Source organism: Haematospirillum sp. H4485, assembly GCF_012102745.1.
Lineage (GTDB): Bacteria > Pseudomonadota > Alphaproteobacteria > Rhodospirillales > Rhodospirillaceae > Haematospirillum.
Genome location: NZ_JAAVSY010000004.1, coordinates 123,575 through 150,274, shown reverse-complemented (window position 1 = coordinate 150,274; position 26,700 = coordinate 123,575). Strand labels below are relative to the sequence as shown.

The following is a 26,700-nucleotide window of genomic DNA, read 5'->3' as shown; positions in this document are numbered from 1 at the left end:
TTCCCATGTCCATCAAGAAAGCTGAGGATACGTGGCGTATCCGTCTGGTTGTTCCCCACACAGCACTGGAATTGTATGAAGCTGCGCTTGAGCCATACTTTGATGCGGTTCTGTGTTTTGAAATAGAAGATGGTGGACCGGATCACGGGAAATGGGTTGTTGATGCCTATTCAGATGGCCCATATGACAAGCCGGCTGTTTCTGTGTCCTTGTCTTTGGCGGCTGAGGCGGCCGGGATTGAAGAGCCTGCGGTGACAGTTGAGCATGAGCCACCACGCAACTGGCTGGCTGAGAACCTGTTGGCTTTTCCTCCGATTCAAGCGGGGCGCTTTTTTGTGCATGGCTCCCATTGGGCCGAGCCGCCACCGGAAGGAACGATTGCCCTGCAGGTTGATGCCTCTACGGCCTTTGGGTCCGGTGAGCACCAAAGCACATACGGTTGCTTGTTGGCTCTGGATCGTATGGCTGCTGCCGGGGAGGTTCTGGGCCAAGGGCAGGGACGGGCGCTGGATATGGGCTGTGGCTCCGGTATTCTTGGCTTGGCGTTGGCACGCTGCTGGGGAATTCCGGTGGTTGCGACAGATATTGATGAGGAAAGTACCCGGGTGGCCCAGCTGAATGCGGAGCGGAACCGGGTTTCCGGCCTGATGACCGTTTTTCCGGGGGATGGCTTCACAAATGCCGGTGTACAGGATCCGGCTCCTTATAACGTGATCTGTGCCAATATTCTGGCACGCCCTCTTTGTGAGATGGCCTCTGACATGGCCAAGGTTTTGGCCCCCGGTGGGCGCGTCATCTTGGCCGGGCTTCTGATCAACCAAGAAAATATGGTTCTGGATGCCTATCGGGCATCGGGCCTGTGCCTGCGCGAACGCATCGAGCTGGATCCTTGGGTGACCCTTGTTCTTGAGGCGCAGCAAAATATTCCGTCCTGAAGGTGGCGTGTTGCCATCTTTCGGGAGTGCTGTTCAGCCTCAGGATTCCGGGTGCGTCCCCCCGCGGGACACCGGGTGCTGGCGACGTGCCTGCGCTTTCCTTCGGTCAAGATACGTGCCGGCAATAATTTGCTCCACGTCTCCGCGTGACAGGCCAAGATCCATCAGCTCACGGTCACTCATGGACCTGAGGAGATCGGCCTCCCGCGTGCGGTCGCGCCAAGAGCGGAACTGCTCGATAAGGCTTCCGAAGACTGTGCTTGCGCTCATGTTAATGCTCCGAGACCGGGCAGGGGTTTCTGAAGACAACCGACATCCTGTATGACCGACACACCAAGGGGGATTCGGAAAAATCCGTCCCCGTACAGACACCAAACACCGTATCGACGACGCAAAACCGTTGCCAACTGGGATGATTCCAAACTCAGGACACTGTAATTCGGACTCTTGCAGACCAATATACGCTTCTTTCGCGATGCAGTAATGCATCCAGTGCATGGTTCTGACAATAAAGCATAGCTCTCTATTCATGAAAGAGAATCATTTTTTCTGTAAAGCCATAGGAAAAGGCATGCGATAGTATGCCGATACTGCCTGTTGGCAGACATAATTTCAGCCAACGGATTTAATAGAATGGGAGGCTTCATGAACCGGGAACAGCAGGCCAGCCGTTTGGCCCGTGTGCGTGATGCTCTTTCGAATCAAGGGATTGATGGCTTTTTGATCCCGCGACAGGATGAATATCAGGGGGAGTATGTTCCCCCTGCCAGCGAGCGTCTTGCTTGGTTGACTGGTTTCACGGGCTCTGCCGGAATTGCTGTTGTGCTGCCGGATCAGGCCGGTCTGTTTGTCGATGGCCGGTATACAATCCAGGCCCGGGAGGAAACCGATGGTGGTTTGTATCACCATTGCCATCTGACTGATTTTCCTCCGTCAAAGTGGCTGGAAAGTCATATTCGTCCGGGGCAGCTCATAGGGTTTGACCCATGGTTGCATACTGCGGGTTCTCTTGAGAAAATACGTTCTGTCCTGGAGAAGGTTGGGGCACGTCTGGTCCCTCTGGGTCCAAACCCTGTTGATGTGATCTGGGGAAATCGTCCGGCCTTGCCCGATGCACCGGCTGTTCCGCATCCGTTGAAATATGCCGGTGTTTCTGCCAGCGAAAAAATCTTGCAGATTTCTGGTCTTTTATCGGCATCCGGGGTTCATGCTGCCGTTCTGGGGGTGCCGGAAAGCGTGTGCTGGCTTTTGAATATCAGGGGGAGTGATGTTCCATGTACGCCCCTTGTCTTGTGCTATGCGCTTGTTCATGCCAATGCCACGGTGGATCTTTATATCGATCCGGTCAAGGTTACGGCGGAGGTGCGTGATCACCTTGCAGATATGGCCAGCCCGGTTTCTGTGCGTTTGCATGACAGGGCTTTGTTTGTCGACGGGTTGCGTGCGCTGTCAGGGCAAAAGGTCCGTGTTGATCGGCAGACAGGGACCGTTGCCATCACGGATATCCTTTCTTCCTCTGGCGCTGTGGTGTGTGTGGGCGATGATCCTTGCGCCTTGCCGCGAGCCTGCAAGAATAGCATTGAGCTGCGTGGGGCCCGGGCTGCCCATCACCGTGATGCCATCGCCATGATCCGTTTCCTGGGTTGGCTTGACCGAACGCTGCAAGCGGGGGAGGCGCCCGGAGAATACCAGGTTGCAGAGACGCTGCAGGGTTTTCGCCGTGATCTGGAGCATTTTCGGGGGCCAAGCTTCGAGACTATTTCTGCTGCCGGGCATCATGGTGCTATCTGTCATTACCGCGTTTCACGGGAATCAGATATTCCGGTTACATCCGGGCCATTATATCTGGTTGATAGTGGCGGTCAGTTTCTGGATGGCACAACCGATGTGACCAGAACTGTTGTCAGTGGTGTTGTGGAGCCAGAGCACCGACGCCGTTATACCCAGGTTCTGAAGGGCCATATTGCCTTGGCCACTGTGCGTTTCCCCGAAGGAACGACCGGGAGTCAGCTGGATGTGCTGGCGCGCCGCTTTTTATGGGATGATGGTCTGGATTATGATCATGGTACCGGGCATGGTGTTGGCAGTTATCTGTCTGTTCATGAAGGGCCGCAGCGTATATCCAAGCTTCCTGCCTCTGTGCCCCTGTGTCCCGGTATGATCCTGTCCAATGAACCCGGCTATTACAAGGACGGGGCGTACGGGATCCGGATCGAGATGTTGCAGGTTGTTATCGAGCTGTTTCCCCAGCCCCCTGATGCTACACGGACCATGCTGGGTTTTGAAACCCTGACCTTGGTTCCGTTGGATCATCGTCTGATTGACCATTCCCTCCTGACAGATGACGAGAGTGAATGGATCGATGCCTATCACCATCGCATTTCCAGGGATGTCAGCTCGTTTCTCAAAGAAGAGGACAGGGCGTGGCTCGAGCAGATGACTCGTCCCCTCCATGATCCATGCCAAGGATGATGCCGCAGGGCTTTTACCAGTTGCGCAGCATGGAGTCGATATCGTCTTGGGATACGCCCTTGCCATCGGCTTGCGGCCCGTGGAGGAGGTGTTTGTCCGGGCGGTTGTCGTCGGGGCGGTTGCGCACATTTTCTGCTTTGGCAAGCCCTTCTTCGATTTCCCACAGTTCGACCAGTCGTTTCAGTTCGGCTTCCACATGCATCAGGGTGTTGACCGTTGCGGATATTCTTTGCCCGGTCAAATCCTGGAAGCTGCAGGCTGTCATGATCTGAATCGATTGTTCGCCCAGCTTCTGGTACAGGCCGGTATCAAGATCGCCAGCGGTATGTGCCTGATCGATGATAGCCTGTATGGCTTCTGTTGCGGTCAAAATGGTCTGGGTTGCTTGCTCGGTTGCATCAACAACCGACTTCAATTCCGATGTTGCCGCCAGAATTTGATCACTTTCTCCTGCGGCCGGGGTTAGTGCCGATACATGGTCACGGGTCATTTCGATCCGTTCTACCAGTTCCTGCAATCCATCCCGTACCAGGCTGAAATTTCCGTCGTGGAGTGAGCGTGGGCGGTTCGCTTCGGGCTGTTCAGGAGTAACCGGCTTGATCAGAATACCATCTGCAGCCATGCGGTTGATTTCATCGCGTATGGCTTTGACCACAGCGCCCTGAATCTCCCGGGACATGGCCGTAACGGCTGCGGCAAGATTCCCAAACTCGCGCCCCAGGACTGCTTCTGGCTCGTCTGACTGCTTGGTCATCAGAACTCCACCTGCATTGTCGTGCATGCACAAAGCGAGCCATGGACCAGAAGCTTGCACGCTGTGGTCCACGCCAAGGCCCTGATGATCGGGCAGGGGGTGCCGGGGGTCAAGGCAGGCAAAGTGACTAGGGTATGTGCCCGGGTTGTGCCCGGTCAGGGCCGGGAACGTGGGGCGTTTGATCAGGGTTCCTTTGTTTTCGGTGTGTTGAACCTTGAGCACTTCGTAAAAGTATTGCCGGCAGGCTATAGATCACCATAACGGTTGGCCTAGCTGGCTATCATCGTCAACTGCCAGTATTTCTGCCGCGACACACAAGGGGTCGGCATAGAGAAGGTTATGTCATTAGAAGCCCTCTTTTCGGGTATGTGCTACGTTTTGCCTCTGACAAGAAGACGTTCAAGGGCATTCAAAAAAGCCTGCCGATCACGGGATGAATAAGGGCGCGGCCCTCCCGTAATTTCGCCACTGTCACGCAGGTTGGTCATCAAGTCACGAACAGCCAAGGCCATGCCTGCCGAGGCTGCATCCAAGATACGCCCGGATGGAGATAGGGCCGTTGCACCGGCTTCTACACAGCGGGCAGCCAGCGGGATGTCGTTTGTAATGCAGATATCACCATTTCCAATCTCGGCGGCAATCCAGTGGTCTGCGGCATCTGGCTCTACCGGTACAACAACCTGCCGGATGTGTGTTCCCTCCAGCGAGCGGATCCACTGGTTCCCGACCAGCACCACGGCAATGCCATGACGCCGGGCTGCCCGGACAGCATCTTCCTTGACCGGGCAGGCATCTGAATCAATGTAAAGCACAACGTCCTTATGCAAAGGCATCTTCCCAGCTGCCGCGTGTGGCCGCCTTTGAGTACTCTGTTGCCCGGTTTTCGAAGAAGTTGGTGTGCTCGACCCCGTTCAGGATTGCATCCAGCCAAGGCAGTGGGTTGCGGTCAATGTGGTAAGCGGGATCCAGGCCAAGCTGGGTCAGCCGCAGGTCTGCGATGTAGCGGATATAGTCCTTGATGTCGTGTGCTGTCAGGCCTTCTACCGGACCGGCTTCAAAGGCCAGATCGATGAATGCATCTTCCAGTCCTACAATGGTCTGGCACGCTTGTCTCAGGTCTTGTGCCAAGGCCGCTTGGTCAATATCCGGGTTTTCCCCCAAGAATGTCTTGTAAAGACGGATGATAGAGTTGCAGTGCAGGGTTTCATCGCGCACAGACCATGTCACAATCTGTCCCATACCCTTCATTTTGTTGAAGCGCGGGAAGTTGAGCAGGATGGCAAAGCTGGCAAACAGCTGGAGACCTTCGGTAAAAGCACCAAAGACGGCCAGTGTACGGGCAATGTCTGCGGGTGTTTCAACGCCCCACAGCTGCATATAGTCGTACTTATCCTTCATTTCCTTGTAGTGGAGGAAGGCAGCATATTCTGTTTCGGGCATCCCGATGGTGTCCAGAAGATGGGCATACGCGGCAATATGAATGGTTTCCATATTGGAAAAGGCCGCAAGCATCATCTGCACTTCGGTTGGTTGGAACACGCGCGTGTAGTTGCGCATGTAGCAGTTGTTCACCTCGATGTCAGACTGGGTGAAGAAGCGGAAAATCTGGGTCAGGAGATGTTGCTCGCCTTCACTCAGCTTATGGCGCCAGTCCTTGACATCTTCGGCCAATGGCACTTCTTCCGGTAGCCAGTGGAGCTGTTGCTGGATCAGCCAGGCATCGTAGCACCAAGGATAGCGAAATGGCTTGTAGACGTGATTCGTGGGGGTCAGCAGTGACATGGCAATGATACCGTCCAGATAGAGTACAGAACGAGAGCGGGGCCTGGTAAGCGATTTACTGGCAGGCCAAGCATTCCTCGTAGTTGGTTGGGGTACTGCCTGCATTGTCCTGTTCAACAGGGAACGTGTTGCTGGCAACCCGATCACGGGCCGATACTACCTCTGCCCTTTGCAAGGACTTGGAGCGACAATAGTACAGGCTTTTGACGCCTTTCTTCCACGCCAGCATGTGGATCTGGTGCAGGTCACGCTTGTGTACGTCTGCGGGCAGGAAAATGTTCAGAGACTGGGCCTGGTCAACCAGCGGTGCCCTGTCTGCGGCATGTTCGATGATCCAGCGCTGGTCCAGCTCAAAAGCTGTCTTGAAAACATCTTTTTCGTCCTGGGTCAGGAAATCCAGGTGCTGCACGGAACCTTCATTGACTGTAATCGAGGTCCACGTTTCCTCGTCGTTGCGCCCTTTGTCAGCCAGAACCTTTTCCAGGGCATGATTGCGTACCAGGAAACTTCCGGAAAGCGTTTTGTGGGTAAAGGCGTTTGCGGCAATCGGTTCAATGCCCGGGCTGGTTCCACCGCAGATAATGGAAATGGATGCGGTCGGTGCAATCGCTGTTTTATTGGAGAAGCGCTCCATGATTCCATAATCAGCAGCATCAGGGCATGGCCCCCGCTCGGCAGCCAGGGCGCGGGATGCAGCGTCAGCCTGTGTCTTGATGTGCCGGAAAATCGTTCTGTTCCAGACCTTTGCCATGACAGACTCGAACGGAATCATGTTGTTCTGTAGAAACGAATGGTACCCCATAACCCCCAAGCCGACAGAACGCTCGCGCATGGCAGAGTATTTTGCCTTGGCCATGCTGTCCGGGGCCCGATCGATAAAGTCTTGCAGTACGTTATCAAGAAAACGCATGACGTCTTCGATAAAGCGGGGCTCGTCTTTCCATTCCATATAGGTTTCAAGGTTCAGGGACGACAGGCAGCACACCGCTGTGCGGTCATTTCCAAGGTGATCCCGCCCCGTCGGCAAGGTAATTTCGGCGCACAAGTTGGATGTGCGTACGCTCAGCCCGGCCATTTTCTGATGTTCGGGGAGGGCACGGTTCACTGTATCGGAGTAGATAATGTATGGTTCCCCGGTTTCAACCCGGGCCAGCATGATGCGGATCCATAGGGCGCGAGCCTTGACCTGTCGCATGACCTGGCCATCCCGCGGGCTGATCAGGGCCCAGTCACCGTCTTTTTCCACAGCGTCCATAAACGCGTCAGACAGCAAAATGCCATGATGCAGGTTCAGGGCTTTGCGGTTGGGATCACCCCCTGTCGGGCGGCGCAGCTCTATAAATTCCTCGATTTCCGGATGCCAGACCGGCAGATACACCGCAGCGGAACCGCGCCGCAGTGACCCTTGGGAAATGGCCAGGGTCAGGCTGTCCATAACCCGGATAAAGGGGACAACACCCGATGTTTTTCCAACCGTTCCAACCTTTTCACCGATTGAGCGCAGGTTCCCCCAATAGCTGCCAATTCCTCCCCCCCGAGCAGCCAGCCATACATTTTCAGTCCATAGGTCAACGATACCAGCAAGGGAATCGTCCGCTTCGTTCAGGAAGCAGGATATGGGAAGACCGCGGCTTGATCCGCCATTGGACAGAACCGGCGTTGCCGGCATGAACCACAGCTTGGAAATATAATCATACAGACGGCAGGCATGCTCGTCGTTGTCCGCGTAGGCACTGGCGACCCGGGCAAAAAGATCTTGATAGCTTTCGTCAGGGAGCAGGTAACGATCCGCAAGAACTGCTTTTCCAAAATTGGTCAGCAGGTCATCGTGCGCGGTATTGATCTGGATCTGAGGGGGGGTGGCAAGCTGTACGGCATTAAGCACGACGATATCTCCCGGGGGGTCTTTGCAGGACATGGTCAGGGCACTGAACAGTGCGGTGATGGCAAAGTGGTGCCTTTTTCAGGCACGCGGCGGCTCTTTTCAGCTCCTTATCCATGGGGTCCAGATACATTCAAGCAGTGCGACGTCAACCGGATGAGAGCAGCCCACTACGGACACCGTAGCCCCCGTCTTTACGGTAGGCCCTGTTTGGCAGCGTGATTGCCATCGCGTCTATATATAGTAAATGTATTTTGATTTGCGTCAATATCTTGCGTTTTTCGGCAAATCGTGGCAGGGGGGCTTGCGCCGTCGGGGGCACACCATATCGACCTTTTTTGCTTGGGGCAATCTGCAAGAAAAAGGCATGCCTGCTATCTTGTGCGTCCCCCCTGACAGGAGTGCAGAATTCTTTGCTGCAGAATACTATTCTTGCGATAGTTTTTGTGGCTGACCTCATGCGTGCATTCGGTCTCTTCTTACTTCCTTTCTTTGTTTTTTCGACAATTCAGGTGCTGCAGTGCGGTTGGGTTGGTAGAGCCTACGAATGGTGTGACCTGTTAAATTTTACAGGTTGCACGACGTTCTTTTTGTTGGCTCCCATCCTGATGAACATAGCTAATGCAATGTAATATAATAATATTTTATCAAGCGTTCACATATTGCTTATACTTTGGCTGTATAATGTTTGCAACCATAGGCTTTCTTTTTCTTTGCCATCATACCGATAACTCTGTATCACGGTGCATGAAGGGAAAACCGGTGCGGGCGAGGACACCGGTCCCGAACGTAACAGTGTGGGGTAATAAAGAGATGTATGAAGACGTCCTGACGCTGACAAAAGACCATGCTTCCGAAGTTCCGGATCACCATCAGAGAAACGTCCGGGTCGATGAGAGTCCCGCTCCAGTTGTGCTGGAAGAGCAGATCGGGCATTTGCTTCGTAAAGCCAATCAGCGGGCTACGGCCATTTTCCAGTCCCAGCTGGGAAGTGCGGAATTCACATTACCGCAGTTCTCTGCTCTAGTTAAGTTGCTGGAAAAAGGCACTGTTTCCCAGAACTCCCTTGGCCGCCTGATCGGTATGGATGCTGCAACCATGCAGGGTGTGGTGAGGCGGCTTAGTGAAAGAGGCATGATAGAGCGTTGCGCTGACGAGCGGGACCGCAGGCGCGTCAAGTTGACGGCCACGTCGGATGGGCGTCGGATGGTTTCTTCTGCTGTACAGGCTGTTGCCAGGGCTGCAGAACAGACGCTGGCCCCGCTGACGCCGCGGGAACAACAGACTTTCCTGCGTCTTCTGCGTCGACTGACCTGATCTTTTTTCTTGATTGTGTATCATTATGCAGCCGGACATGTCATGTCCGGCTGCAGTGTTTTCAAGCTCCGCAATACGGTGTTCAGCACAGTGCATCAATATCCACGGGTGTCAGGAATCCGGGAATGATTGTAACTGGAACGGGCAGGGATGTTGCTGTAGCAGCCTGTATCAGAGGGGCCATCCCCTCCCCATGTGGCTTGGATGCCGTGACCATAATGGTAATGTCCCGGTATTCGTCCAGGACAGACAGAACCTCTTGCAGTGGATCACCTTCCCGCAGGATCAGTTGGGAAAAGACTCCGCTGATCCGGTGTATCTCAGCGGCTGCTCGTTGCAGACGTTCTTCGGCCTGTTGTACGGAATCATCACGCATTCTGGAGCCGACCAAGATCCAGTCCGTTTGTTCAGAGGAAGGAGCAATGCTCAGCAGGGTTATACGGGCTGATTCATTATAGGCCCTCCAGGCGACATAGCGTATGACGGCCTGAATCTCCGGCGTTTCGTCAATCAGTACCAAGAAACCACGTAGACCATTTTCGCCCCTTATGGTGCATGCTGATGGATCTGAAGGCTGGGGAGGATCCGAGGCGAGCCGAGGAGTGGGGGCTACCCCCATCAGGCGCTTTATCAATGCCAGAAACGAGGTCATGGGTTTGTCCCCTTAGAGGGAGGCTCAACGGCCAAGATTCTATCGCAGGGACATGCCTGTTGGTCTCATGATGTCCTGTGACGGGCAGATTGCAACCTGTGATCCCTGATTATGCAGAAACAGGGCCATGCAGCCAAATGGCCCTGTTCCGAAATTGGGGTTATGGGCCACTGCGTCGGGTCTTGCCGCCCCTTTGCACCCAGTTCAGAATCCCTCCTTCCATACGGAACAGGTCCTGTGAGAATCCTGCTGCGGCCAGAATGCCAGAAGCGACGCCGCACCGTTGTCCGCTGCGGCAGTGGAGAACCAGTTTTTTACCGGTTGTATCCGGAACGTCTGAGGGGTCAAAGCGGCTGAGGGGTATTAAAATAGAGCCCGGGATGTGTTCCGCGTGATATTCGTGCTCTTCCCGCACATCGATCAGGATGGCCTCCCCGCGTTCCAGCCACATCATGATGGTTTCCGGGGTTTCAATCTGGATACGGGGTTTGTTGTTGTCTTCTGTGTGTGAAGCGTGCATGGCGGATTTCCACAAGACATGAAACGGATCTGTATTCATACTACCCTGATGCTGTAAGTGCATCTCTATGTTCATATTTGCAGGGAGCGGGGTTTTGAGTCGTTTGCCATGTCATGAACTGGATTGTCGTGGTATGTCCTGCCCGCTGCCTGTCTTGAGGACTCTTCGTGCTATCGCAGATCTTCATCCTGGCGAGAGCTTGAGGGTTATTTGTGATGACCGCATTGATGAACGTGACTTTCGCGCACTGTGTCAGAAAGCTGGCGTGATGCTGGTATCTAGTGATAAAGGCACGGGACAGCTGATCATGCTGATCAGCTGTCCCGATTCTGCCAACGGAGGAATAACCGGCTGCTGCTAGTCAACCATCGCCTTGTATGCATGCCATGATGCATGTGCAATCAGGGGCAGGGTCACAATAAGGCCAATAAAGAACGTGCCGATTCCGACGCCTGTAATCAGGACAATGGCCGCAGCCCAGCCAAACATGGCGTGTTTGTTGCCGTATACGGCGCGGACGCTGGTAATCATGGCGGCGTAGGCAGATATGTTGCGGTCAATCACCATAGGCAGGCTGATTGCCGATATGGCAAAAACACCGGCGGCGATAAAGCCGCCAATCAGGGTGCCCAGTGCCAGAAAGGGGGGTGCCTGCGGCGATGCCAGCAGTGAGCCGATGAAGTTGCTCATATTTGGCGGCGCACTGCTGAAAAAGATCGCAAACAGCACCAGTGACACAACAAACCACAGCATCATGGCAACCATCAAGGTCATGCCAATCATGCCAAGTTGCATGGAATTGCGTTTATAGACCCTGAGAGTATCCGAAAACGTCACAGGCTGGTTTTCAGCGTGCAAGCGGCTGATTTCATAAAGACCAACGGCGGCAAACGGGGCAATCAGCATGAAGCCGGCAACCAGCGGGACCAGAAGGGACTCCATACCAACGGAAAAAAGACCGGAAGCCATAAGCCAGGCAATAACGGAAAAAATAGCCCCGTAGCCCAAGCTGATTGTGGGGGCTGTCATCAGGTCATCCCATCCTCGGGCCAGCCAGCGCGTTGTCTGGTCAACGCTGACACTGCGTATTCCCGGCCACGAGGTGCTTCCATACCATAGGCTGGCGGCTGCCTCGGGAGAGACGGCTTGTTCTGGATGCGCATTGCGATGGTATTCTTCGGACGTCTCTGTTGACATGACCAGTCTCCGCGTCTTGGATCCACATGCACTGTACTATACGGGGAAGGAAGTTCATCCGGAAGGCTGTTTGATAATAAGGTTTTTATCTATGACAGTAAATGATGGTCATATATGTGTTATGACGAATGAGTGTGTAGATGCATTGACAATAATACATCTTCCAGATTGATGATGAAGTGTATAAAGTCCCCTCCGATCATTTCAATATATGATCATTTTGTGTTGATTCAGGGGGATCGGTAAGGGGGAAGTATGATCGATATAACAGGGGTTGCTGTTGATATAGCGCAGAAGCGTTCTTCACGTTTGTTCTGGCGGAACGTTCTTCTTGGGGTATTTCTTACGGTTCTGGCCTTGGGCTTTTATGTTGGCATTATCGTCAAGATAGGACTTGTTGGCCTCTAGGGGTATTGCCATGAAGGGCAGAACCGTTTTCCGGTCTATGATCCCGGTGCCTGGAAGCCTACGCTCCGAAACGCGGTACTGGGTTTTGCTGTCGCTGTCTTCTCTTGCTCTTGCCGGTGGGCTTGCCCTGTTGCTTGCCCTGTTGCGTACGCCGGGTGTGCAGGAGTATTTGCCAGTTCGTTTTTTCCGGGCGGCACTGGTTACGCACGTTATTTTCAGTGTTGTCATATGGTATTTGGGTATGGCGGCATCTGTATGTACCTATCTTGTTGCAGCGCGTAGCAGTCCCTACTTTTCAGAAGAACGGACTGATCTCTTCCGTTTTGCCCCGTCCTTGGCGACCGGGGGAATGGTGCTCCTTCTGGTTCCATTTTCTCTTGGCCTTGGGGAGCCATCCCTGAACAATTATGTGCCGGTTATTGGCCACCCGGTTTTCGGGCTTGGTCTGGTGTTGCTTGGCATTGCATTCAGTGCTCCTTTTTATCGTATTTTGATGTGGCCCGATGGCCGGGATTCCGGAGCTTGTTTGTTCTGCGCCCGTGGGTTGGCGGCAGTATGGTTTCTGGCGCTGTTATGTTGTGTTCTTGCCGCGCTGACCATGCCGTCCGGGCTTCAGTCCGTTCCTTTCAACGAAACCTTGTTCTGGGGAACGGGTCATCTGTTGCAGTTCCTGAATTTCCTGATGATGGTGCTGATCTGGCAGGATGTCGGGCGTCGCCTGCACGGGGAATATCCGCTGTCTTCCGGTTTGCTGCGCACCATTGTTGTTCTTGTCGTATCTGTGGCCTTGCTTGGTCCGTTTCTTTATTTGTTTCTGGATCCACGTGATGCGCGTTTGTTCTCGCACTTTACCCTGCTGTATCAGCTGGGGTTGATTGGTCAGCCCTTTCTTGCTGTCGCAGGGCTTGTGGGCGCCCTGTTGTGCAGTGGGTTGAAGCCAGGAACGGTGCAGGGAGCAGGGCTTGGATTATCGTGTTTGCTGTTTGTGGTTGGTGGTCTGTTTGGCTATGCCCTGGGAGGAGGGGACACGCGCACGCCGGCTCATTATCACCTTGTGATTGGTGGAGTGATGCTGGCCCTGATGGTTTTTCTCGCCACGGTGTTGTTGCCATGGCTGGGTTATTCCTTGGCTCGTATGCGCTCCGTCCTGAGATGTCTGGGGCTGTATGGAGCCGGGCAGCTCTTGCACGCCGGAGGGTTGTTTGTTGCCGGTAGTTCCGGTGTTGCGCGCAAGACCGCCGGGGGAAGCCAAGGGCTGGATACGCCTCTCGAGATCGTGTCGATGCTGGCAATGGGTTGTGGAGCCTTTATTGCTGTTATCGGGGGTGCATCCTTTGTCTGGATTATTGGATCCCGGTTACTGGGGCGGCCATCTGTCTTGTCTGAATCCTTGACGGAGAGTGAAGGCAGGTATTTGGCAAAAACCTGAGCGGTCTGTTTTGGGGTGATGATCCAAGGGGTTTGGAGGGAAGGGGAGTCCTATGAATTTTTCTGGTTATCTGGAGCTGTGCAAGCCCAGAATTGGTGTCATGATTGCGCTGACTGCAGCCGTCGGGTATGCGGCCGTTGCCGAAAGCTTGGATCCGGCTGCCTTGGTGGTTCTGGTCTTGGCCATGCTTCTCGGGTCAGCGGGTTCGTCCGTCTTCAATCATTTCTATGATCGTGACATTGATCGCCGGATGAAGCGCACGGCCGGTCGTCCTTTGGCTGCTGGCCTGATCAGCAAGCCGGTACATGCCTTGTGGTTTTCGGGGCTTCTTCTTATGGCGGGCCTGTGGCTGGCCTTGGGTGCTTTTAACTGGGCCGTGGCGTTGCACCTTTTTCTGGGGGCGTTTATTTATGCCATTGTCTATACGGTCTGGCTCAAGCGTCGCACATGGCTGAATATTGTTATTGGCGGTGCTGCGGGCAGTTTTGCTGTTCTGGCGGGTGCCGCGGCCTTTGATCCCGGTGTTTGGTTGTTGCCCGTACTTATGGCGACTACCTTGTTTCTCTGGACGCCCTCCCACTTCTGGGCCTTGGCTATCCTGCTCAAGGATGATTATGCAGGTGTTGGTGTTCCCATGTTGCCGGTTCTGGTTGGGGAGGCCCGTTGTTCACGGTGGATTCTGGGCAACACCATTCTTCTTGTTATTTCTGCAGGAGTTCCTTGGGTGATGGGACTTCTTGGGCCGGTGTATGGTGCTGTCTCGACAGGGGCTGCGTTGCTGTTCCTTTGGCAGAATATACAGCTGGTTCGTGCCCCGGGTCGATCAGAGGCACGGCAGGTCTTCCTGGGATCGATGCAGTATCTGTCCCTTGTCTTCTTGGCTGTTGTTCTGGACCGACACCTGCCAGTCTTATGGTAGGGATCAGGGTTTGCGCGGTTTGGCGCGTACGGCCCCATAGCCGCAGTCGCACTTCTGCCCTGGTGTCATCAGCTTGAGTGTCAGCGGTGCTCCCTGCTGGTCGGCTCCGGGGTGTTCCCACCGGAACAGGGCGCCGCATTTTTGACATACCTTCTCATCGGTGGCTGTCCGTAGTGTCTTTGATCCCCGTAATCCGAGTGCTTTTGCGGTGGGGGTGGCAGGCCGACCCGGCAAGGGAAGGCCCGGACCTTCGCCGCGTCGAACCGGTGGCGGCAAGGGACGATCCTGACGGGGAGGGAGTGTCATTCCGGTGGCTCCGGTGGTGGTGGTGGCATGGGGATGGCATCTTCAACAATGTCGACGTAGCCGACCTCTATGGCGTGTTCCAGTGCGACAAGGCCTTCACGTGCTTCTTCATACATGGTGCGCAGGCGCCCGATATCCCGGATGCCTGTCTCCGAGGCGCGTTGCCAATCCATGGTTGTGACAGCAAGCAGATAGCTGGCCCGCAGGCGTGCAACGGAAACAGCGACGCGAAAAAAGGAGTCCCTTGTAAAGCGGGGAACCTTTTCGTGAATAATTTCGCGGTTTGCCGATCTGATGGAGATCTCGACCTCGTCCAGGAACCTGCGCCGTTGCTGCAGGCCTTCGGTGTCATCAGTCAGGAAAACAGAGGGGCGGGTCATGGCAGCACGCTTCAAAGCCCGTTGGTGACACAGGCTAACACAGTCACGGGTTGCCAGGAATAGTTCTGTCCTGGCCTTCTATGGACAGGTCTCCATGAAGGGCACCCAAGCTTTCGCAGGCGAGGTAGTGTTGGAGAACAGCTGGATTGCGGGCGGTGATAGCAGGCTTCCAGCGTGATGCGGATTGACCGGCAACGTGGCGGGTAAAGTGCATGGCTTGGTCCCATTCCATGGACAGGGATGCGATCAGGGTTGCCGTTACGCCAACGTCGGTGCCGATTTGCCCTATCTGTTCGGCTGTTTTCCGGTTGCGACTCGCCATTGACAAGGCGCGGTAGAAGCCGGCGCATTCAGCAAAGGCCACGGAGATTTGCATGATGCTTTCATCGGCTCCGGTCTCGGGGGATCCCGAGGCGGGGCGTGGTGGCAGACAGAGCATCAGGGCAACAACCAAGATGCCTGGATACAGAAACGTTGGTGTTGTATGTGGCGAATCTGCCATACGCAGAATCCTGCTGTGCCCCTGTTGCGCCACAACAGCCAGAGTCAGTTGTATGTGTGCGCATCTCTCCCACCACTCTTACCCCGGGGGTGCCCGGCGTCCACATGCATGCATGTGATCACGCATTTTTCTGTCGATAGTCCTGTTCAGGAACATCGGAAGAGTGTGTATCATGCTGATTCTAAGGCGTTTATGTTGTGGCTTGAATGACCGATCATGCGTTTCTGGCGAGACGAAACTGGCTTGCTCCAAACCGGATGGGGTTGGAACAGACAAGATCCCCGGACTTTTGGCGATGTCCGGGGATCTTGTGATATCTGGTGCCCCCAGCAGGACTTGAACCCGCGACCCCCTGATTACAAATCAGGTGCTCTACCAGCTGAGCTATAGGGGCATGATCTGGCTGCGGCACTAAATAAACCGCTGCTCGCCAGAGGGAAACCCCTTTTTTGTGTCTGACAGTATGTTTTTTATACTGTTCTTGCTGTTTGTGTCCGGAAAAGCTCGTACAAGGCCACGGCAGCAGCATTGGAAACGTTCAGACTCTCGACGGCCCCGCTCATCGGCAGGGCTGTGAGAATGTCGCAGTTTTCGCGGGTCAGCCGACGCAGGCCGCTTCCCTCTGATCCAAGTGTCAGCGCTACTTTTCCGGATAGCCGTGCTTCCGGAAGGGTGGAGGGGGCATCTGCGGTCAATCCAGCAATCCAGAAACCGCCGTCCTTGAGAACAGACATTGCCCGTACCAGGTTGGAAACGCGTATCAGGGGCATGCGTTCCAAGGCACCGGATGCGGATTTGGCCAGTGTTCCTGTTTCTTCCGGTGAATGCCGGTCCTGTATGATAACGGCCAATGCTCCGAAAGCGGCGGCTGACCGGATGATCGCTCCGACATTGTGTGGGTCTGTCACCTGATCCAGGATCAGCACGGTTGCTGAATCCATGTTGTGGGCTCTGGCAACAACATCTTCGGGGCCTATGGCGGGCAAGGCTCTGACCTGCAGGGCAAGGCCCTGGTGCACGCTGCCAGGTGGCAGAAGCAGATCCAGTTCTTCCCGGTCCATAATCGTAGCGGGAATCTGGCGGAGTGCCTGCCTGGCGGCTGTGTCTAGTGTCTCCAGCGCATCACGTGTAGCCATCAGCTGTATGCACGGGCGATCCGGGTTGAGCAGTGCCGCTTCCACGGGGTGCTTTCCGTACAGCCAGATGCCTGTTCCCGCATCGGGATGCCGGGTACGCTCTTCGCGCTGGTGGCCTGCTGCACGGGAGCGTGGGGTGTCGCGTCGTCCGGAGGTTTGGGAACGCGGCTTGCGGGGCATGGGGGACTCCTGAAAAGTAAGGGTGCCGGAATAGGTTGGCGTGCAGAGTAGGGCTTATTTTCCCGTTGACAAGGGGGGCTGTGTCCTAGTAAACCCGGGCCTCCCGCCGATGCGGGTTATCGCGGTACCCATGGAGGGGTGGCCGAGTGGTTAATGGCAGCAGACTGTAAATCTGCCGACGGATGTCTACGTAGGTTCGAATCCTACTCCCTCCACCATACAGCAGCGTCATACAGATTTTTACGCTGCCTGTATCATAGGGTACATGTGTGCGGGTGTAGCTTAATGGTAAAGCTCCAGCCTTCCAAGCTGGCTACGTGGGTTCGATTCCCATCACCCGCTCCAATGCACTGAACATTCTCTGGTGTTGTGCCGGGGGCGGCCTTGGCGCACGTCAACCCCCTAACAGGTAGCATTCAGAAGGCATGTGCTGAAATGAGCAAGGCAAAATTTGAGCGGACGAAGCCGCACTGCAACGTTGGCACGATTGGCCACGTTGACCATGGGAAGACGTCATTGACGGCGGCGATCACGAAGGTTCTGGCCGAGACAGGTGGTGCTACGTTTTCTGCGTATGACCAGATTGACAAGGCTCCCGAAGAACGCGCCCGCGGTATTACGATCTCGACGGCCCACGTTGAGTATGAAACGACAAACCGCCATTACGCACACGTTGACTGCCCGGGTCACGCTGACTATGTGAAGAACATGATCACCGGTGCCGCGCAGATGGATGGTGCCATTCTGGTTGTTTCTGCCGCGGATGGCCCGATGCCGCAGACCCGCGAACACATTCTGCTGGCTCGCCAGGTTGGTGTTCCGGCCCTGGTTGTGTTCCTGAACAAGGTTGACCAGGTTGACGATCCAGAGCTTCTGGAGCTGGTTGAGCTGGAAATCCGCGAGCTTCTGTCCTCGTATGACTTCCCCGGGGATGATATTCCTATCATCAAGGGTTCCGCGTTGGCCGTTCTGGAAGACAGTGACCCGAAGATCGGCAAGGAAGCAATTCTGGAGCTGATGCGTGCTGTTGATGAATACATCCCGCAGCCGGATCGTCCGAAAGATCTGCCGTTCCTGATGCCGATCGAAGACGTGTTCACGATTTCGGGTCGTGGTACTGTTGCAACCGGTCGTGTGGAGCGCGGTATCCTGAAGGTCAACGACGAAGTCGAGATCATTGGCCTGAAAGATACCACCAAGACCACCTGTACCGGTGTGGAAATGTTCCGCAAGCTTCTGGATCAGGGTGAGGCCGGTGACAACATCGGTGCGCTGCTGCGTGGCGTAAAGCGTGACGACGTGGTGCGTGGCCAGGTTCTGGCCAAGCCAGGTTCGATTACGCCGCATACCGATTTTGAATCGGAATGCTATATCCTGTCCAAGGATGAAGGCGGCCGTCATACGCCGTTCTTCTCCAATTACCGTCCGCAGTTCTACTTCCGTACTACCGACGTGACCGGAACAATCGAGCTGCCGGAAGGTACCGAGATGGTCATGCCCGGAGACAATATCCGTATCAGCGTTCGCCTGATTGCCCCCATTGCCATGGATGAAGGTCTCCGCTTCGCCATCCGTGAAGGCGGCAGAACCGTCGGCGCCGGCGTCGTCTCCAAAATTAACAAGTAACAATCCAAAATCGAAGTCGTTCCGGAAGGTTTGAATGAAATCTTCCGGAAAAGGCTTGATCTTTCCGGGGTGTCCGGTTATACCCTGCCGCTCCGGTCATTTCGGAGAAAAGCCAAGGCAAAATTTGCAGTGTAATGCGCATCTTGTGTTTTTTGGTTCGGTCTAGGCGTCCTGAAGGGGTGTAGCTCAACTGGTAGAGCACCGGTCTCCAAAACCGGGGGTTGCAGGTTCGATCCCTGTCGCCCCTGCCAAGGATTTCTGAAAGACCGTGCCCGGCCAATGCCGGGCGCTGTCGTATCGTGTTGGTGTCTGTGTGTGGTTCCTGCACAAGTTGGTCCGGAGCCTCCTTGTTGTGTCGTTTCCTGTGTTTGATGTTGTGCAGTTTTCCGGTGGGTGTTGAGTAGAGCCATGGCAAAAACCAATCTTGGTCAGTTTGTGCGGCAGGTCCGCCAAGAGGTTGCGCGTGTTGTGTGGCCAACCCGCAAGGAGGCCGCGGTATCTACCGTCATGGTCTTTGTGATGGTTGTTCTCGCAGCGCTTTTTTTCTTGATGGTGGACCAGGTTCTTGCTTGGGGCGTGAAGCTGATTTTTGGCCTGGGAGGCTGATCTATGGAAGCGCGTTGGTACGTTCTGCACGTTTATTCCGGGTTTGAGAACAAGGTTGCCCAGTCCATTCGCGAGCAGGCTGTTCGCAAGGGGCTGGATGCGCAGTTTGAGGAAATTATGGTGCCGACCGAGGAGGTGGTGGAAATCCGCCGTGGCTCCAAGGTTCATGCTGATCGCAAGTTTTTCCCCGGTTATGTTCTTCTCAAGATGCAGATGACGGACGAGAGCTGGCATTTGGTGAAGGATACGCCGAAGGTCACAGGGTTTCTGGGTGGTCGCGGGCGTCCTGTTCCGATCACTCAGCAAGAGGCTGAGCGCATTATCAATCAAGTGCGTGAGGGCGTTGAGCATCCCAAGTCCTCTGTTACGTTTGAGGTAGGTGAGCAAATTCGTGTTGCGGATGGCCCGTTTGCTTCGTTCAATGGAATGGTTGAGGAAGTTGACGAAGAGCGCGCCCGTTTGAAGGTTTCTGTGTCTATCTTCGGTCGTGCAACGCCCGTGGATCTTGAGTTCTCCCAGGTCGAAAAGGTCTAGGGAGTGTTTCTGCTTCTGCGGCTATGCTTTGCGCTGAGCAGGAATTTTTGTGTGGAAGGCCTGTGCCGGGCTGTACCACAGCCTTTCTTTGTGATGAGGTAAAAAATGGCAAAAAAAATAGTTGGCTATATCAATTTGCAGGTGCCGGCGGGCAAGGCTAATCCGTCTCCGCCTATTGGTCCGGCGCTTGGTCAGCGTGGCCTGAATATCATGGAGTTCTGTAAGAACTTCAATGCTGCAACCCAGGGAATTGAGCCGGGTACGCCAATTCCGGTTGTCATTACGGCCTATGGTGACCGTACGTTCTCCTTTATTCTTAAGACGCCGCCTGTCAGCTTCTTCTTGAAGAAAGAAGCAGGTGTTGCCAAGGGGTCTACAACGCCGGGTCGCGGTGCCAGTGTTGGTCGGGTCACAATGGCGCAGGTTCACAAGATTGCTCAGGTCAAGATGGTTGATCTTAACTGCGATACAGTTGAATCCGCCGCTGAGATGATCAGGGGTTCTGCCCGTTCCATGGGTCTGGTGGTTGAGGAGTAAGGGACGATGGCAAAGCTTGGCAAGCGTCTGTCCGCAGCTTATGAAAGCGTTAATCGCGAGAAGCTGTACACATTGGTTGAGGCAGTTGGTCTTGTGAAGGAAGGCTCCCGGGCCAAGTTCGACGAGACGATCGAGGTTGCGGTTAATTTGGGTGTTGATCCCCGGCACGCTGACCAGATGGTTCGTGGTGTCGTGGAGTTGCCGCACGGAACAGGCAAGGCTGTTCGGGTTGCTGTGTTTGCAAAGGCCGGCAAGGCTGATGAAGCAAAGGCTGCCGGGGCTGATATTGTCGGTGCCGAAGAGCTTCTGGAAACAATCCAGCAGGGCAAGATCGACTTTGATCGCTGCATTGCATCGCCTGACATGATGGGTCTGGTTGGGCGTGTTGCAAAAATCCTTGGTCCTCGTGGTCTGATGCCCAACCCAAAGCTGGGTACCGTGACGGTTGATGTCGCCTCTGCTGTCAAGGCAGCCAAGGCAGGTCAGGTTCAGTTCCGTGTCGAAAAAGCCGGTATTGTTCACGCAGGTATTGGTAAGGCTTCCTTTGATGAGGGTAAGCTGGTAGAGAATGTCCGGGCCTTTGTTGATGCTCTTCAGAAGGCGAAGCCGTCTGGGGCGAAGGGGTCCTATATGCAGAAAGTTTCGCTCAGCTCCACCATGGGGCCGGGTGTTAAGGTCAGCATTCCTTCCATTGCGGGGTAATGCTGTTGTCTGTCAGGGCGGTTTTTATGCCGCCTTGGCGGAAGCTCTGGTTGATCCGGGGTTTATGACCTGTCCAAGACTACGGGTACCTTGCGTGGGCAAGGTTCTAAGAGGGGAGCGCCCCGCCTGTACAGACGGGAGTTGAAGAGTTTGTCAGTCGGTTTTCCTGATGCCTGTGTGTCAGAGTTCCGTTGTCGAGTTTCAGCTTCCGGGGCAGATGATACCCTCCGTACTTTTTGTATTGGAGGACGTCGCAACCAATCCTGTCCGGTATGTTTGCCGGGTCAGGGTGAAGAAGCGGAGACGCACCGTGAACCGTGAACAGAAACAGGAGTTGGTGTCCGAACTCCACGGTCTGTTCGGAGAAGTATCCACCGTTGTGGTTGCCCATTATTCCGGGCTGACCGTGGCGGATCTGGAATCTCTTCGTAAACAGATGCGCGCAGTAGGCGCCAGTTTCCGTGTAACCAAGAATCGGCTCACGCGTATTGCTCTTGAGGGTACGAAGTTTGATGGCCTTTCCAGCCTTCTTACCGGACCGACCGGCATGGCCGTGTCGGCTGACCCGGTAGCTGCTGCGAAGGCCATGGTCGAGTTTGCCAAGACGAATCCAAAGTTGATTATTCTTGGCGGTGTCATGGATGGAAATGCCCTGAACGTCGATGGCGTCAAGGCCTTGGCATCCTTGCCCAGCCTCGATGAACTTCGTGCCAAGCTGGTTGGCATGCTGCAAACCCCGGCCACGCGTGTGGCGACCGTGCTGTCTCAGCCCGGCGCCGGTGTGGCTCGTGTTCTCAGCGCCTATGCAACCAAGGGCGAAGCCGCCTGAGCCGCTGTTTTCCCGCAGTAGGCGGGGAAGAAAAAACATTTGCCGGATTGCTTGATGTGTATTGGGTCCGGCTGACATACGGAGTAAAAAAATGGCTGATCTTGCCAAGCTTGTTGATGAACTGTCCTCCCTGACTGTTCTTGAAGCCGCTGAACTGTCCAAGCTGCTGGAAGAGAAGTGGGGCGTTTCCGCTGCCGCTCCGGTGGCTGTCGCTGCCGCTGCCCCGGGTGCTGCTGCCCCGGCCGCTGAAGAAAAGACAGAATTTGATGTTGTTCTCGCTTCCGTCGATCAGAGCGTAAAGATTGCCGTAATCAAGGAAGTTCGCGTTATAGATCCCAAATTGGATCTGAAACAAGCGAAGGAGATCGTTGAAAGCGCGCCGAAAGTTGTGAAGGCAGCTGTTTCCAAGGAAGAGGCTCAAAAGATCAAGGAGCAGTTGGAGAAAGTTGGCGCTAAGGCTGAGCTGAAGTAATTTCCGTTCTGCTGTCCCAGTTTTGCCGGGGGTCACAAATGCGACCCCCGGCACGCTGTCGTTCTTATATCCTGAATTGCAGGATGAGGCGTGTGGTGTTAGAAAAGCGGAGCTTGCTGCGTGGCAGCGTATTTTAATAGTTCAGGGTTCCTCCCCAGAATCTGGCTGTTCTAGGTTTTGCGGAGGTCAGTCCGGACGCCGTATGACAGGGCACATGCGGGCAGTAGGACTGAGCCACCTTGTATTTGGGAATGGCGGTTTGGTGCATGCTCTGGCGCCTTCTGCCACGGCCTTCTTCTGTAGATTTCAGGAGTGGGCCGCGTTCAGTCTGCAAGATCTTCAAAGATCCACGCGGGCATGTCACAGACTAAGGAGCGACAATGGCTAGGTCCTTTACAGGTCGGAAACGGGTACGTAAGAGTTTTGGGCGCATCCGCACGGTGGCCCCCATGCCGAACCTGATTGAGGTTCAGAAAAACTCCTACGATCAGTTCCTTCAGACAGGAATCCCTGCGGATAAAAGAACCCCTTCGGGTTTGCAGGAAGTGTTCAAGTCAGTTTTTCCGATCAAGGATTTTGCCGGGAAGGGCGAGCTTGAGTTTGTCCGTTATGAGCTGGAAGATCCCAAGTATGACGTTGACGAGTGCCAGCAGCGTGGAATGACCTTTGCGGCTCCGCTGAAGGTAACGCTTCGTTTGGTCGTCTGGGACATTGATGAAGATACGGGTGCCCGTTCTGTTCGCGATATCAAGGAGCAGGATGTGTACATGGGGGATATGCCCCTGATGACCCGTAATGGTACCTTTATTGTGAATGGTACCGAGCGTGTTATCGTTTCCCAGATGCACCGTTCTCCTGGTGTGTTTTTTGATCATGACAAGGGCAAGACCCATTCGTCGGGCAAATACCTCTTTGCCGCGCGCGTGATTCCCTACCGTGGCTCGTGGCTGGATTTTGAGTTTGATGCAAAGGACATGGTCTATGTCCGTATCGACCGTCGCCGCAAGCTGCCGGTCAGCACCCTGTTGTATGCGCTTGATTCCAAGGCTGCAGAGGCTTTGCGTGTGGAGCGCGCCCGTGCCCGCCAGCCACTGGATCCTGCTGAGCTGACCGGGCTGTGTGCCGAAGATATTCTGAACTATTTCTACGACCGTATCGTCTATACGGCCGATGCTCGTGGGTGGAAGACGGCTTTTGTTCCCGAACGTCTGAAGGGCGTGAAGCTTCCCTATGATTTGATTGATGCTGCTACGGGTGAGCTGAAAGCGGAAGCCGGTACCAAGGTTAGCCCACGTCTTGGCAAGAAGCTGATCGATGATGGACTTTCGGAGATGCGTGTCCCTGTCGAGGACCTCGTCGGGCGCTATGTTGCCGAAGACATCATTAATCCGGCGACAGGGGAAGTGTTCCTTGAAGCGGGTCAGGAAATTACCGAGTCAAGCTTGGCGGAGCTTGACAGGAACGGTATTGACGAGTTGCCAACCCTGCATATTGATCATGTTCAGGTTGGGCCGTATATCCGTAATACGTTGTTCGCGGACAAGAATGCCTGCCGTGAAGAAGCGCTAATCGATATTTACCGTGTTATGCGCCCGGGTGAGCCGCCAACACTTGAGGCAGCTGAACTGCTGTTCCGTGGCTTGTTCTTCGATCCGGAGCGTTACGACCTTTCGGCCGTTGGTCGCGTGAAGATGAACTCCCGCTTGAGTCTGTCGATGGATGAGGTGCCGGATACGGTTCGTGTTCTCCGTCGGGATGACATCCTGCGTATTATCAAGGTTCTGGTAGAGTTGAAGGACGGGCGTGGGGAGATCGATGATATCGATCACTTGGGTAACCGTCGTGTTCGCTCTGTCGGCGAATTGATGGAAAACCAGTACCGTGTTGGCTTGCTGCGTATGGAGCGCGCAATCCGCGAGCGTATGTCCAGCGTGGATATTGATACGGTCATGCCTCATGATCTTGTCAATGCCAAGCCTGCTGCTGCTGCTGTGCGCGAGTTCTTTGGGTCTTCCCAGCTTTCGCAGTTCATGGACCAGACCAACCCACTGTCGGAAGTGACGCACAAGCGGCGTTTGTCGGCCTTGGGTCCAGGTGGTCTGACGCGTGAGCGTGCCGGGTTCGAGGTTCGAGACGTTCACCCGACCCACTACGGTCGTATCTGCCCGATTGAAACGCCGGAAGGGCCGAACATTGGTCTGATCAACAGCTTGGCAACGTATGCTCGTGTCAATCAGTACGGGTTTATCGAGGCTCCTTATCGCAAGGTTGTCGACGGGCGTGTGACCGATGAAGTCATCTACATGTCCGCAATGGAAGAGGGTCGCTACACAGTGGCCCAGGCTAATGCCGAACTGGATGCAGAGGGTCGTTTTGTCGGCGATCTGGTGTCCTGTCGGGCGGCTAGTGACTACGTTATGGTGCCGCCTTCGGACATTGACTATGCCGACGTGTCGCCCAAGCAGCTGGTCTCTGTGGCTGCAGCCCTGATTCCGTTCCTGGAAAATGACGATGCCAACCGCGCCCTCATGGGATCGAACATGCAGCGCCAGGCTGTGCCTCTGATCCGTGCCGAAGCACCTTTTGTCGGTACTGGTATGGAAGGTGTCGTGGCCCGTGATTCCGGGGCGGCCATTTCAGCTGGCCGGACCGGTATTGTCCAGCAGGTTGACGCAACGCGTATCGTGATTCGGGCAACCGAAGATGTAGATGCGGCGCGTTCTGGTGTGGATATCTATCGTCTGGCCAAGTTCCAGCGTTCAAACCAGAGCACTTGTATTACCCAGCGTCCTTTGGTCAAGGTGGGTGATATCGTCCGCAAGGGTGATATTATTGCCGATGGTCCATCGACGGACTTGGGTGAACTGGCTCTTGGACGTAACGTGCTGGTCGCCTTCATGCCATGGAATGGCTTCAACTATGAAGATTCGATCCTGATTTCTGAACGGATCGTGCGCGATGACGTGTTCACCTCGATTCATATCGAAGAATTTGAAGTCATGGCACGTGATACCAAGCTGGGTCAGGAAGAAATCAGCCGCGACATTCCCAATGTTGGTGAGGATGCCCTGCGCAATCTTGATGAAGCCGGCATTGTTTACATCGGTGCTGAGGTCAAGGCCGGGGATATTCTGGTCGGCAAGGTAACGCCAAAGGGCGAAAGCCCCGTGACACCGGAAGAAAAGCTTCTGCGTGCCATTTTCGGTGAGAAGGCTTCTGATGTCCGTGATACATCGCTGCGCTTGCCGCCGGGTGTTCAGGGTACTGTGGTCGAAGTGCGTGTTTTCAACCGCCGCGGTGTGGAAAAAGACGAGCGTACCTTGGCGATTGAGCGTGCCGAGATCGAGGCCTTGGCCAAGGATCGTGATGACGAACGGGCTATCCTGGACGGTTCTTTCAGCAATCGCCTGAAGGAGAAGCTGCTGGGGCAGAAGGCTGTGGCCGGCCCACGTGGTTTCCGTGTTGGAGCCGTGCTGTCAGATGAAGTGCTGAAGGAATATACTCCGGGGCAGTGGCGTCAGTTTGCTCTTGAAGCGGATGATGTCATGGCCGAGATCGAGGGGATGAAGAAGACCCACGAGGAGGCTATTGCCCAGCTTCAGGCTCGCTTTGAAAGCAAGGTGGAGAAGCTGCAGCGTGGTGACGAGCTGCCTCCGGGCGTTTTGAAGATGGTCAAGGTTTTCGTGGCTGTGAAGCGCAAGTTGCAGCCCGGAGACAAGATGGCCGGACGCCATGGGAACAAGGGTGTTATCTCCCGCATTGTTCCGATTGAGGACATGCCCTACCTTGCTGATGGAACGCAGGTGGATATCGTGCTCAATCCGTTGGGCGTGCCTTCCCGTATGAACGTCGGACAGATTCTGGAGACCCATCTGGGCTGGGCCTGCCGTGGTCTTGGCAAGCAGGTTGGTGAGTATCTGGATGCCGTGCGGTATAACAACCGGACCATGGATGATCTGCGTGACAAGCTGAAAGCTGTCTATGGGCCAGAAGCCTACAAAGCCGAGGTGGCCGATCTGGGTGACGAGGAAGTGCGTGAGCTGGCTTCCAACCTGAGAAATGGCATCCCCATTGCCACGCCTGTGTTCGATGGTGCGCGTGAAAGCGACATCGCTGAGCATCTGGCCATGGCCGGCCTGCAGACATCTGGTCAAGTGATGCTGTATGATGGCCGGACGGGTGAACCGTTCGACCGGGAAGTTACTGTGGGCTATATCTACATGCTCAAGCTTCACCACTTGGTTGATGACAAGATACACGCCCGTTCCATCGGCCCCTATTCGCTTGTGACCCAGCAGCCTCTGGGCGGTAAGGCCCAGTTTGGTGGACAGCGCTTCGGGGAAATGGAAGTGTGGGCCTTGGAGGCGTATGGGGCAGCCTATACCCTGCAGGAAATGTTGACGGTCAAGTCGGACGATGTTTCCGGTCGTACGAAGGTCTATGAGGCGATCGTGCGCGGTGACGATACGTTCGAGGCAGGTATCCCTGAATCGTTCAACGTTCTGGTGAAAGAGATGCGGTCGTTGGGTCTGGATGTGGAGCTTTTGCAGAGCGACAGCTAGGCAATCCCTGTCCATATCGAACAGCCCCTGACGTAACCATTTTTAAAGGAAGAGCGCGGAC

At 55.0% G+C, this 26,700-nt stretch carries 27 protein-coding genes and 4 tRNA genes; 18 read left to right on the top strand and 13 right to left on the bottom strand.

Annotated elements, in window-relative coordinates:
- Nucleotides 1–5 precede the first annotated feature (5 nt).
- Nucleotides 6–935 carry a 50S ribosomal protein L11 methyltransferase gene (locus tag HEQ61_RS05210; protein WP_168020026.1) on the top strand — a complete coding sequence of 310 codons (930 nt, stop codon included), beginning with the start codon at nucleotides 6–8 and terminating at the stop codon, nucleotides 933–935.
- Nucleotides 936–974: 39 nt separating this feature from the next.
- On the opposite strand, the gene HEQ61_RS05205 is transcribed toward HEQ61_RS05210, so the two are convergent.
- A complete protein-coding gene (locus HEQ61_RS05205; RefSeq protein ID WP_168020025.1) occupies nucleotides 975–1,205 on the bottom strand; it encodes a DUF1127 domain-containing protein in 231 nt (76 codons plus the stop codon).
- 363 nt (nucleotides 1,206–1,568) lie between these two features.
- On the opposite strand from HEQ61_RS05205, the gene HEQ61_RS05200 reads away from it, so the two are divergent.
- Complete coding sequence (locus tag HEQ61_RS05200) at nucleotides 1,569–3,407, top strand: aminopeptidase P family protein (protein ID WP_245183133.1); 1,839 nt, start codon at nucleotides 1,569–1,571, stop codon at nucleotides 3,405–3,407.
- 13 nt (nucleotides 3,408–3,420) lie between these two features.
- On the opposite strand, the gene HEQ61_RS05195 is transcribed toward HEQ61_RS05200, so the two are convergent.
- The 4 genes from HEQ61_RS05195 to HEQ61_RS05180 all read right to left on the bottom strand — a co-directional run bounded on the left by HEQ61_RS05195 (nucleotide 3,421) and on the right by HEQ61_RS05180 (nucleotide 7,828).
- Nucleotides 3,421–4,383: a protein phosphatase CheZ gene (locus HEQ61_RS05195; RefSeq protein ID WP_322099199.1), complete on the bottom strand. Its 963-nt coding sequence runs from the start codon at nucleotides 4,381–4,383 to the stop codon at nucleotides 3,421–3,423.
- 149 nt (nucleotides 4,384–4,532) lie between these two features.
- On the bottom strand, nucleotides 4,533–4,994 hold the full coding sequence (locus HEQ61_RS05190; RefSeq protein WP_209315643.1) for a YaiI/YqxD family protein: 462 nt from the start codon (nucleotides 4,992–4,994) through the stop codon (nucleotides 4,533–4,535).
- Nucleotides 4,981–5,943, bottom strand: coding sequence for a ribonucleotide-diphosphate reductase subunit beta (locus tag HEQ61_RS05185; protein WP_168020024.1), 963 nt, complete (start codon nucleotides 5,941–5,943; stop codon nucleotides 4,981–4,983). Before HEQ61_RS05185 ends, HEQ61_RS05190 begins: the two co-directional genes overlap by 14 nt.
- A gap of 55 nt (nucleotides 5,944–5,998) precedes the next feature.
- Nucleotides 5,999–7,828, bottom strand: a complete 1,830-nt coding sequence (locus HEQ61_RS05180) for a ribonucleoside-diphosphate reductase subunit alpha (RefSeq protein WP_322099198.1) — start codon at nucleotides 7,826–7,828, stop codon at nucleotides 5,999–6,001.
- Between the two features lie 810 nt (nucleotides 7,829–8,638).
- On the opposite strand from HEQ61_RS05180, the gene HEQ61_RS05175 reads away from it, so the two are divergent.
- The gene (locus tag HEQ61_RS05175) at nucleotides 8,639–9,142 is read left to right on the top strand and encodes a MarR family winged helix-turn-helix transcriptional regulator (protein WP_168020022.1); all 504 of its coding nucleotides are present in this window, start codon (nucleotides 8,639–8,641) and stop codon (nucleotides 9,140–9,142) included.
- An 82-nt stretch (nucleotides 9,143–9,224) separates the two neighbouring features.
- Here the strand turns inward: HEQ61_RS05175 and HEQ61_RS05170 are convergent, their stop codons facing one another.
- Both HEQ61_RS05170 and HEQ61_RS05165 read right to left on the bottom strand, forming a co-directional pair.
- On the bottom strand, nucleotides 9,225–9,794 hold the full coding sequence (locus HEQ61_RS05170) for a universal stress protein (RefSeq protein WP_168020020.1): 570 nt from the start codon (nucleotides 9,792–9,794) through the stop codon (nucleotides 9,225–9,227).
- Between the two features lie 160 nt (nucleotides 9,795–9,954).
- Nucleotides 9,955–10,314: a rhodanese-like domain-containing protein gene (locus HEQ61_RS05165; protein ID WP_168020019.1), complete on the bottom strand. Its 360-nt coding sequence runs from the start codon at nucleotides 10,312–10,314 to the stop codon at nucleotides 9,955–9,957.
- A gap of 94 nt (nucleotides 10,315–10,408) precedes the next feature.
- Here HEQ61_RS05165 and HEQ61_RS05160 point away from each other — a divergent pair, with 94 nt between their 5' ends.
- A complete protein-coding gene (locus HEQ61_RS05160; protein WP_209315642.1) occupies nucleotides 10,409–10,675 on the top strand; it encodes a sulfurtransferase TusA family protein in 267 nt (88 codons plus the stop codon).
- Here the strand turns inward: HEQ61_RS05160 and HEQ61_RS05155 are convergent.
- Nucleotides 10,672–11,511, bottom strand: coding sequence for a DUF2189 domain-containing protein (locus HEQ61_RS05155; RefSeq protein ID WP_168020017.1), 840 nt, complete (start codon nucleotides 11,509–11,511; stop codon nucleotides 10,672–10,674). The genes HEQ61_RS05160 and HEQ61_RS05155 overlap by 4 nt on opposite strands.
- A gap of 255 nt (nucleotides 11,512–11,766) precedes the next feature.
- Between HEQ61_RS05155 and HEQ61_RS05150 the strand changes: the two genes are divergently transcribed.
- From HEQ61_RS05150 to cyoE, 3 genes are read left to right on the top strand one after another with little or no spacing between them, the layout of a single operon-like run.
- A complete protein-coding gene (locus HEQ61_RS05150; RefSeq protein WP_168019837.1) occupies nucleotides 11,767–11,919 on the top strand; it encodes a hypothetical protein in 153 nt (50 codons plus the stop codon).
- 10 nt (nucleotides 11,920–11,929) lie between these two features.
- Nucleotides 11,930–13,348 carry a cbb3-type cytochrome c oxidase subunit I gene (locus HEQ61_RS05145; RefSeq protein WP_168020016.1) on the top strand — a complete coding sequence of 473 codons (1,419 nt, stop codon included), beginning with the start codon at nucleotides 11,930–11,932 and terminating at the stop codon, nucleotides 13,346–13,348.
- 52 nt (nucleotides 13,349–13,400) lie between these two features.
- Nucleotides 13,401–14,267 (top strand): heme o synthase, encoded by an 867-nt coding sequence (cyoE, locus tag HEQ61_RS05140; RefSeq protein WP_168020015.1) that lies wholly within the window; start codon nucleotides 13,401–13,403, stop codon nucleotides 14,265–14,267.
- Nucleotides 14,268–14,270: 3 nt separating this feature from the next.
- On the opposite strand, the gene HEQ61_RS05135 is transcribed toward cyoE, so the two are convergent.
- The 5 genes from HEQ61_RS05135 to rlmB all read right to left on the bottom strand — a co-directional run bounded on the left by HEQ61_RS05135 (nucleotide 14,271) and on the right by rlmB (nucleotide 16,771).
- Nucleotides 14,271–14,573 (bottom strand): hypothetical protein, encoded by a 303-nt coding sequence (locus HEQ61_RS05135; RefSeq protein ID WP_168020014.1) that lies wholly within the window; start codon nucleotides 14,571–14,573, stop codon nucleotides 14,271–14,273.
- Nucleotides 14,570–14,953: a hypothetical protein gene (locus HEQ61_RS05130; protein ID WP_168020013.1), complete on the bottom strand. Its 384-nt coding sequence runs from the start codon at nucleotides 14,951–14,953 to the stop codon at nucleotides 14,570–14,572. Before HEQ61_RS05130 ends, HEQ61_RS05135 begins: the two co-directional genes overlap by 4 nt.
- A 43-nt stretch (nucleotides 14,954–14,996) precedes the next feature.
- Nucleotides 14,997–15,455, bottom strand: a complete 459-nt coding sequence (locus HEQ61_RS05125) for a hypothetical protein (RefSeq protein WP_168020012.1) — start codon at nucleotides 15,453–15,455, stop codon at nucleotides 14,997–14,999.
- 318 nt (nucleotides 15,456–15,773) lie between these two features.
- Nucleotides 15,774–15,849, bottom strand: a tRNA-Thr gene (locus tag HEQ61_RS05120).
- Nucleotides 15,850–15,925: 76 nt separating this feature from the next.
- Complete coding sequence (rlmB, locus tag HEQ61_RS05115; RefSeq protein WP_168020010.1) at nucleotides 15,926–16,771, bottom strand: 23S rRNA (guanosine(2251)-2'-O)-methyltransferase RlmB; 846 nt, start codon at nucleotides 16,769–16,771, stop codon at nucleotides 15,926–15,928.
- A gap of 132 nt (nucleotides 16,772–16,903) precedes the next feature.
- Here rlmB and HEQ61_RS05110 point away from each other — a divergent pair.
- The 11 genes from HEQ61_RS05110 to rpoB all read left to right on the top strand — a co-directional run bounded on the left by HEQ61_RS05110 (nucleotide 16,904) and on the right by rpoB (nucleotide 26,639).
- A tRNA-Tyr gene (locus HEQ61_RS05110) sits at nucleotides 16,904–16,989 on the top strand.
- Nucleotides 16,990–17,042: 53 nt separating this feature from the next.
- A tRNA-Gly gene (locus HEQ61_RS05105) sits at nucleotides 17,043–17,116 on the top strand.
- 90 nt (nucleotides 17,117–17,206) lie between these two features.
- Nucleotides 17,207–18,397: an elongation factor Tu gene (gene tuf, locus HEQ61_RS05100; protein ID WP_168019992.1), complete on the top strand. Its 1,191-nt coding sequence runs from the start codon at nucleotides 17,207–17,209 to the stop codon at nucleotides 18,395–18,397.
- Nucleotides 18,398–18,572: 175 nt separating this feature from the next.
- Nucleotides 18,573–18,648, top strand: a tRNA-Trp gene (locus HEQ61_RS05095).
- A gap of 157 nt (nucleotides 18,649–18,805) precedes the next feature.
- Nucleotides 18,806–19,003, top strand: a complete 198-nt coding sequence (gene secE, locus HEQ61_RS05090; protein ID WP_168020008.1) for a preprotein translocase subunit SecE — start codon at nucleotides 18,806–18,808, stop codon at nucleotides 19,001–19,003.
- 3 nt (nucleotides 19,004–19,006) lie between these two features.
- Entirely contained in the window at nucleotides 19,007–19,537 is a 531-nt protein-coding gene (gene nusG, locus HEQ61_RS05085; protein ID WP_066132269.1) for a transcription termination/antitermination protein NusG, read from the top strand.
- Between the two features lie 105 nt (nucleotides 19,538–19,642).
- Nucleotides 19,643–20,074 carry a 50S ribosomal protein L11 gene (gene rplK / locus HEQ61_RS05080; protein WP_168020006.1) on the top strand — a complete coding sequence of 144 codons (432 nt, stop codon included), beginning with the start codon at nucleotides 19,643–19,645 and terminating at the stop codon, nucleotides 20,072–20,074.
- 6 nt (nucleotides 20,075–20,080) lie between these two features.
- Entirely contained in the window at nucleotides 20,081–20,776 is a 696-nt protein-coding gene (rplA, locus tag HEQ61_RS05075; RefSeq protein WP_168020004.1) for a 50S ribosomal protein L1, read from the top strand.
- A 310-nt stretch (nucleotides 20,777–21,086) separates the two neighbouring features.
- On the top strand, nucleotides 21,087–21,605 hold the full coding sequence (rplJ, locus tag HEQ61_RS05070) for a 50S ribosomal protein L10 (protein WP_168020002.1): 519 nt from the start codon (nucleotides 21,087–21,089) through the stop codon (nucleotides 21,603–21,605).
- Nucleotides 21,606–21,696: 91 nt separating this feature from the next.
- Nucleotides 21,697–22,077, top strand: coding sequence for a 50S ribosomal protein L7/L12 (gene rplL / locus HEQ61_RS05065; protein WP_168020000.1), 381 nt, complete (start codon nucleotides 21,697–21,699; stop codon nucleotides 22,075–22,077).
- Nucleotides 22,078–22,457: 380 nt separating this feature from the next.
- Entirely contained in the window at nucleotides 22,458–26,639 is a 4,182-nt protein-coding gene (rpoB, locus tag HEQ61_RS05060) for a DNA-directed RNA polymerase subunit beta (RefSeq protein ID WP_168019998.1), read from the top strand.
- The last annotated feature ends 61 nt before the right edge of the window (nucleotides 26,640–26,700 follow it).

Excerpts from the sequence above, each read along its gene's own strand:
- HEQ61_RS05170 (WP_168020020.1), bottom strand. The coding sequence starts at position 9,794 with ATGACCTCGTTTCTGGCATTGATAAAGCGCCTGATGGGGGTAGCCCCC.
- HEQ61_RS05145 (WP_168020016.1), top strand. The coding sequence starts at position 11,930 with ATGAAGGGCAGAACCGTTTTCCGGTCTATGATCCCGGTGCCTGGAAGC.
- HEQ61_RS05130 (WP_168020013.1), bottom strand. The coding sequence starts at position 14,953 with ATGACCCGCCCCTCTGTTTTCCTGACTGATGACACCGAAGGCCTGCAG.
- rplK (WP_168020006.1), top strand. The coding sequence starts at position 19,643 with ATGGCAAAAAAAATAGTTGGCTATATCAATTTGCAGGTGCCGGCGGGC.
- HEQ61_RS05185 (WP_168020024.1), bottom strand. The coding sequence starts at position 5,943 with ATGTCACTGCTGACCCCCACGAATCACGTCTACAAGCCATTTCGCTAT.
- tuf (WP_168019992.1), top strand. The coding sequence starts at position 17,207 with ATGAGCAAGGCAAAATTTGAGCGGACGAAGCCGCACTGCAACGTTGGC.
- cyoE (WP_168020015.1), top strand. The coding sequence starts at position 13,401 with ATGAATTTTTCTGGTTATCTGGAGCTGTGCAAGCCCAGAATTGGTGTC.
- HEQ61_RS05125 (WP_168020012.1), bottom strand. The coding sequence starts at position 15,455 with ATGGCAGATTCGCCACATACAACACCAACGTTTCTGTATCCAGGCATC.
- rpoB (WP_168019998.1), top strand. The coding sequence starts at position 22,458 with ATGGCTAGGTCCTTTACAGGTCGGAAACGGGTACGTAAGAGTTTTGGG.
- rplA (WP_168020004.1), top strand. The coding sequence starts at position 20,081 with ATGGCAAAGCTTGGCAAGCGTCTGTCCGCAGCTTATGAAAGCGTTAAT.
- HEQ61_RS05200 (WP_245183133.1), top strand. The coding sequence starts at position 1,569 with ATGGGAGGCTTCATGAACCGGGAACAGCAGGCCAGCCGTTTGGCCCGT.
- HEQ61_RS05205 (WP_168020025.1), bottom strand. The coding sequence starts at position 1,205 with ATGAGCGCAAGCACAGTCTTCGGAAGCCTTATCGAGCAGTTCCGCTCT.
- HEQ61_RS05210 (WP_168020026.1), top strand. The coding sequence starts at position 6 with ATGTCCATCAAGAAAGCTGAGGATACGTGGCGTATCCGTCTGGTTGTT.
- HEQ61_RS05155 (WP_168020017.1), bottom strand. The coding sequence starts at position 11,511 with ATGTCAACAGAGACGTCCGAAGAATACCATCGCAATGCGCATCCAGAA.
- rlmB (WP_168020010.1), bottom strand. The coding sequence starts at position 16,771 with ATGCCCCGCAAGCCGCGTTCCCAAACCTCCGGACGACGCGACACCCCA.
- HEQ61_RS05165 (WP_168020019.1), bottom strand. The coding sequence starts at position 10,314 with ATGCACGCTTCACACACAGAAGACAACAACAAACCCCGTATCCAGATT.
- HEQ61_RS05135 (WP_168020014.1), bottom strand. The coding sequence starts at position 14,573 with ATGACACTCCCTCCCCGTCAGGATCGTCCCTTGCCGCCACCGGTTCGA.
- HEQ61_RS05190 (WP_209315643.1), bottom strand. The coding sequence starts at position 4,994 with ATGCCTTTGCATAAGGACGTTGTGCTTTACATTGATTCAGATGCCTGC.
- HEQ61_RS05150 (WP_168019837.1), top strand. The coding sequence starts at position 11,767 with ATGATCGATATAACAGGGGTTGCTGTTGATATAGCGCAGAAGCGTTCT.
- nusG (WP_066132269.1), top strand. The coding sequence starts at position 19,007 with ATGGAAGCGCGTTGGTACGTTCTGCACGTTTATTCCGGGTTTGAGAAC.
- rplL (WP_168020000.1), top strand. The coding sequence starts at position 21,697 with ATGGCTGATCTTGCCAAGCTTGTTGATGAACTGTCCTCCCTGACTGTT.
- secE (WP_168020008.1), top strand. The coding sequence starts at position 18,806 with ATGGCAAAAACCAATCTTGGTCAGTTTGTGCGGCAGGTCCGCCAAGAG.
- HEQ61_RS05175 (WP_168020022.1), top strand. The coding sequence starts at position 8,639 with ATGTATGAAGACGTCCTGACGCTGACAAAAGACCATGCTTCCGAAGTT.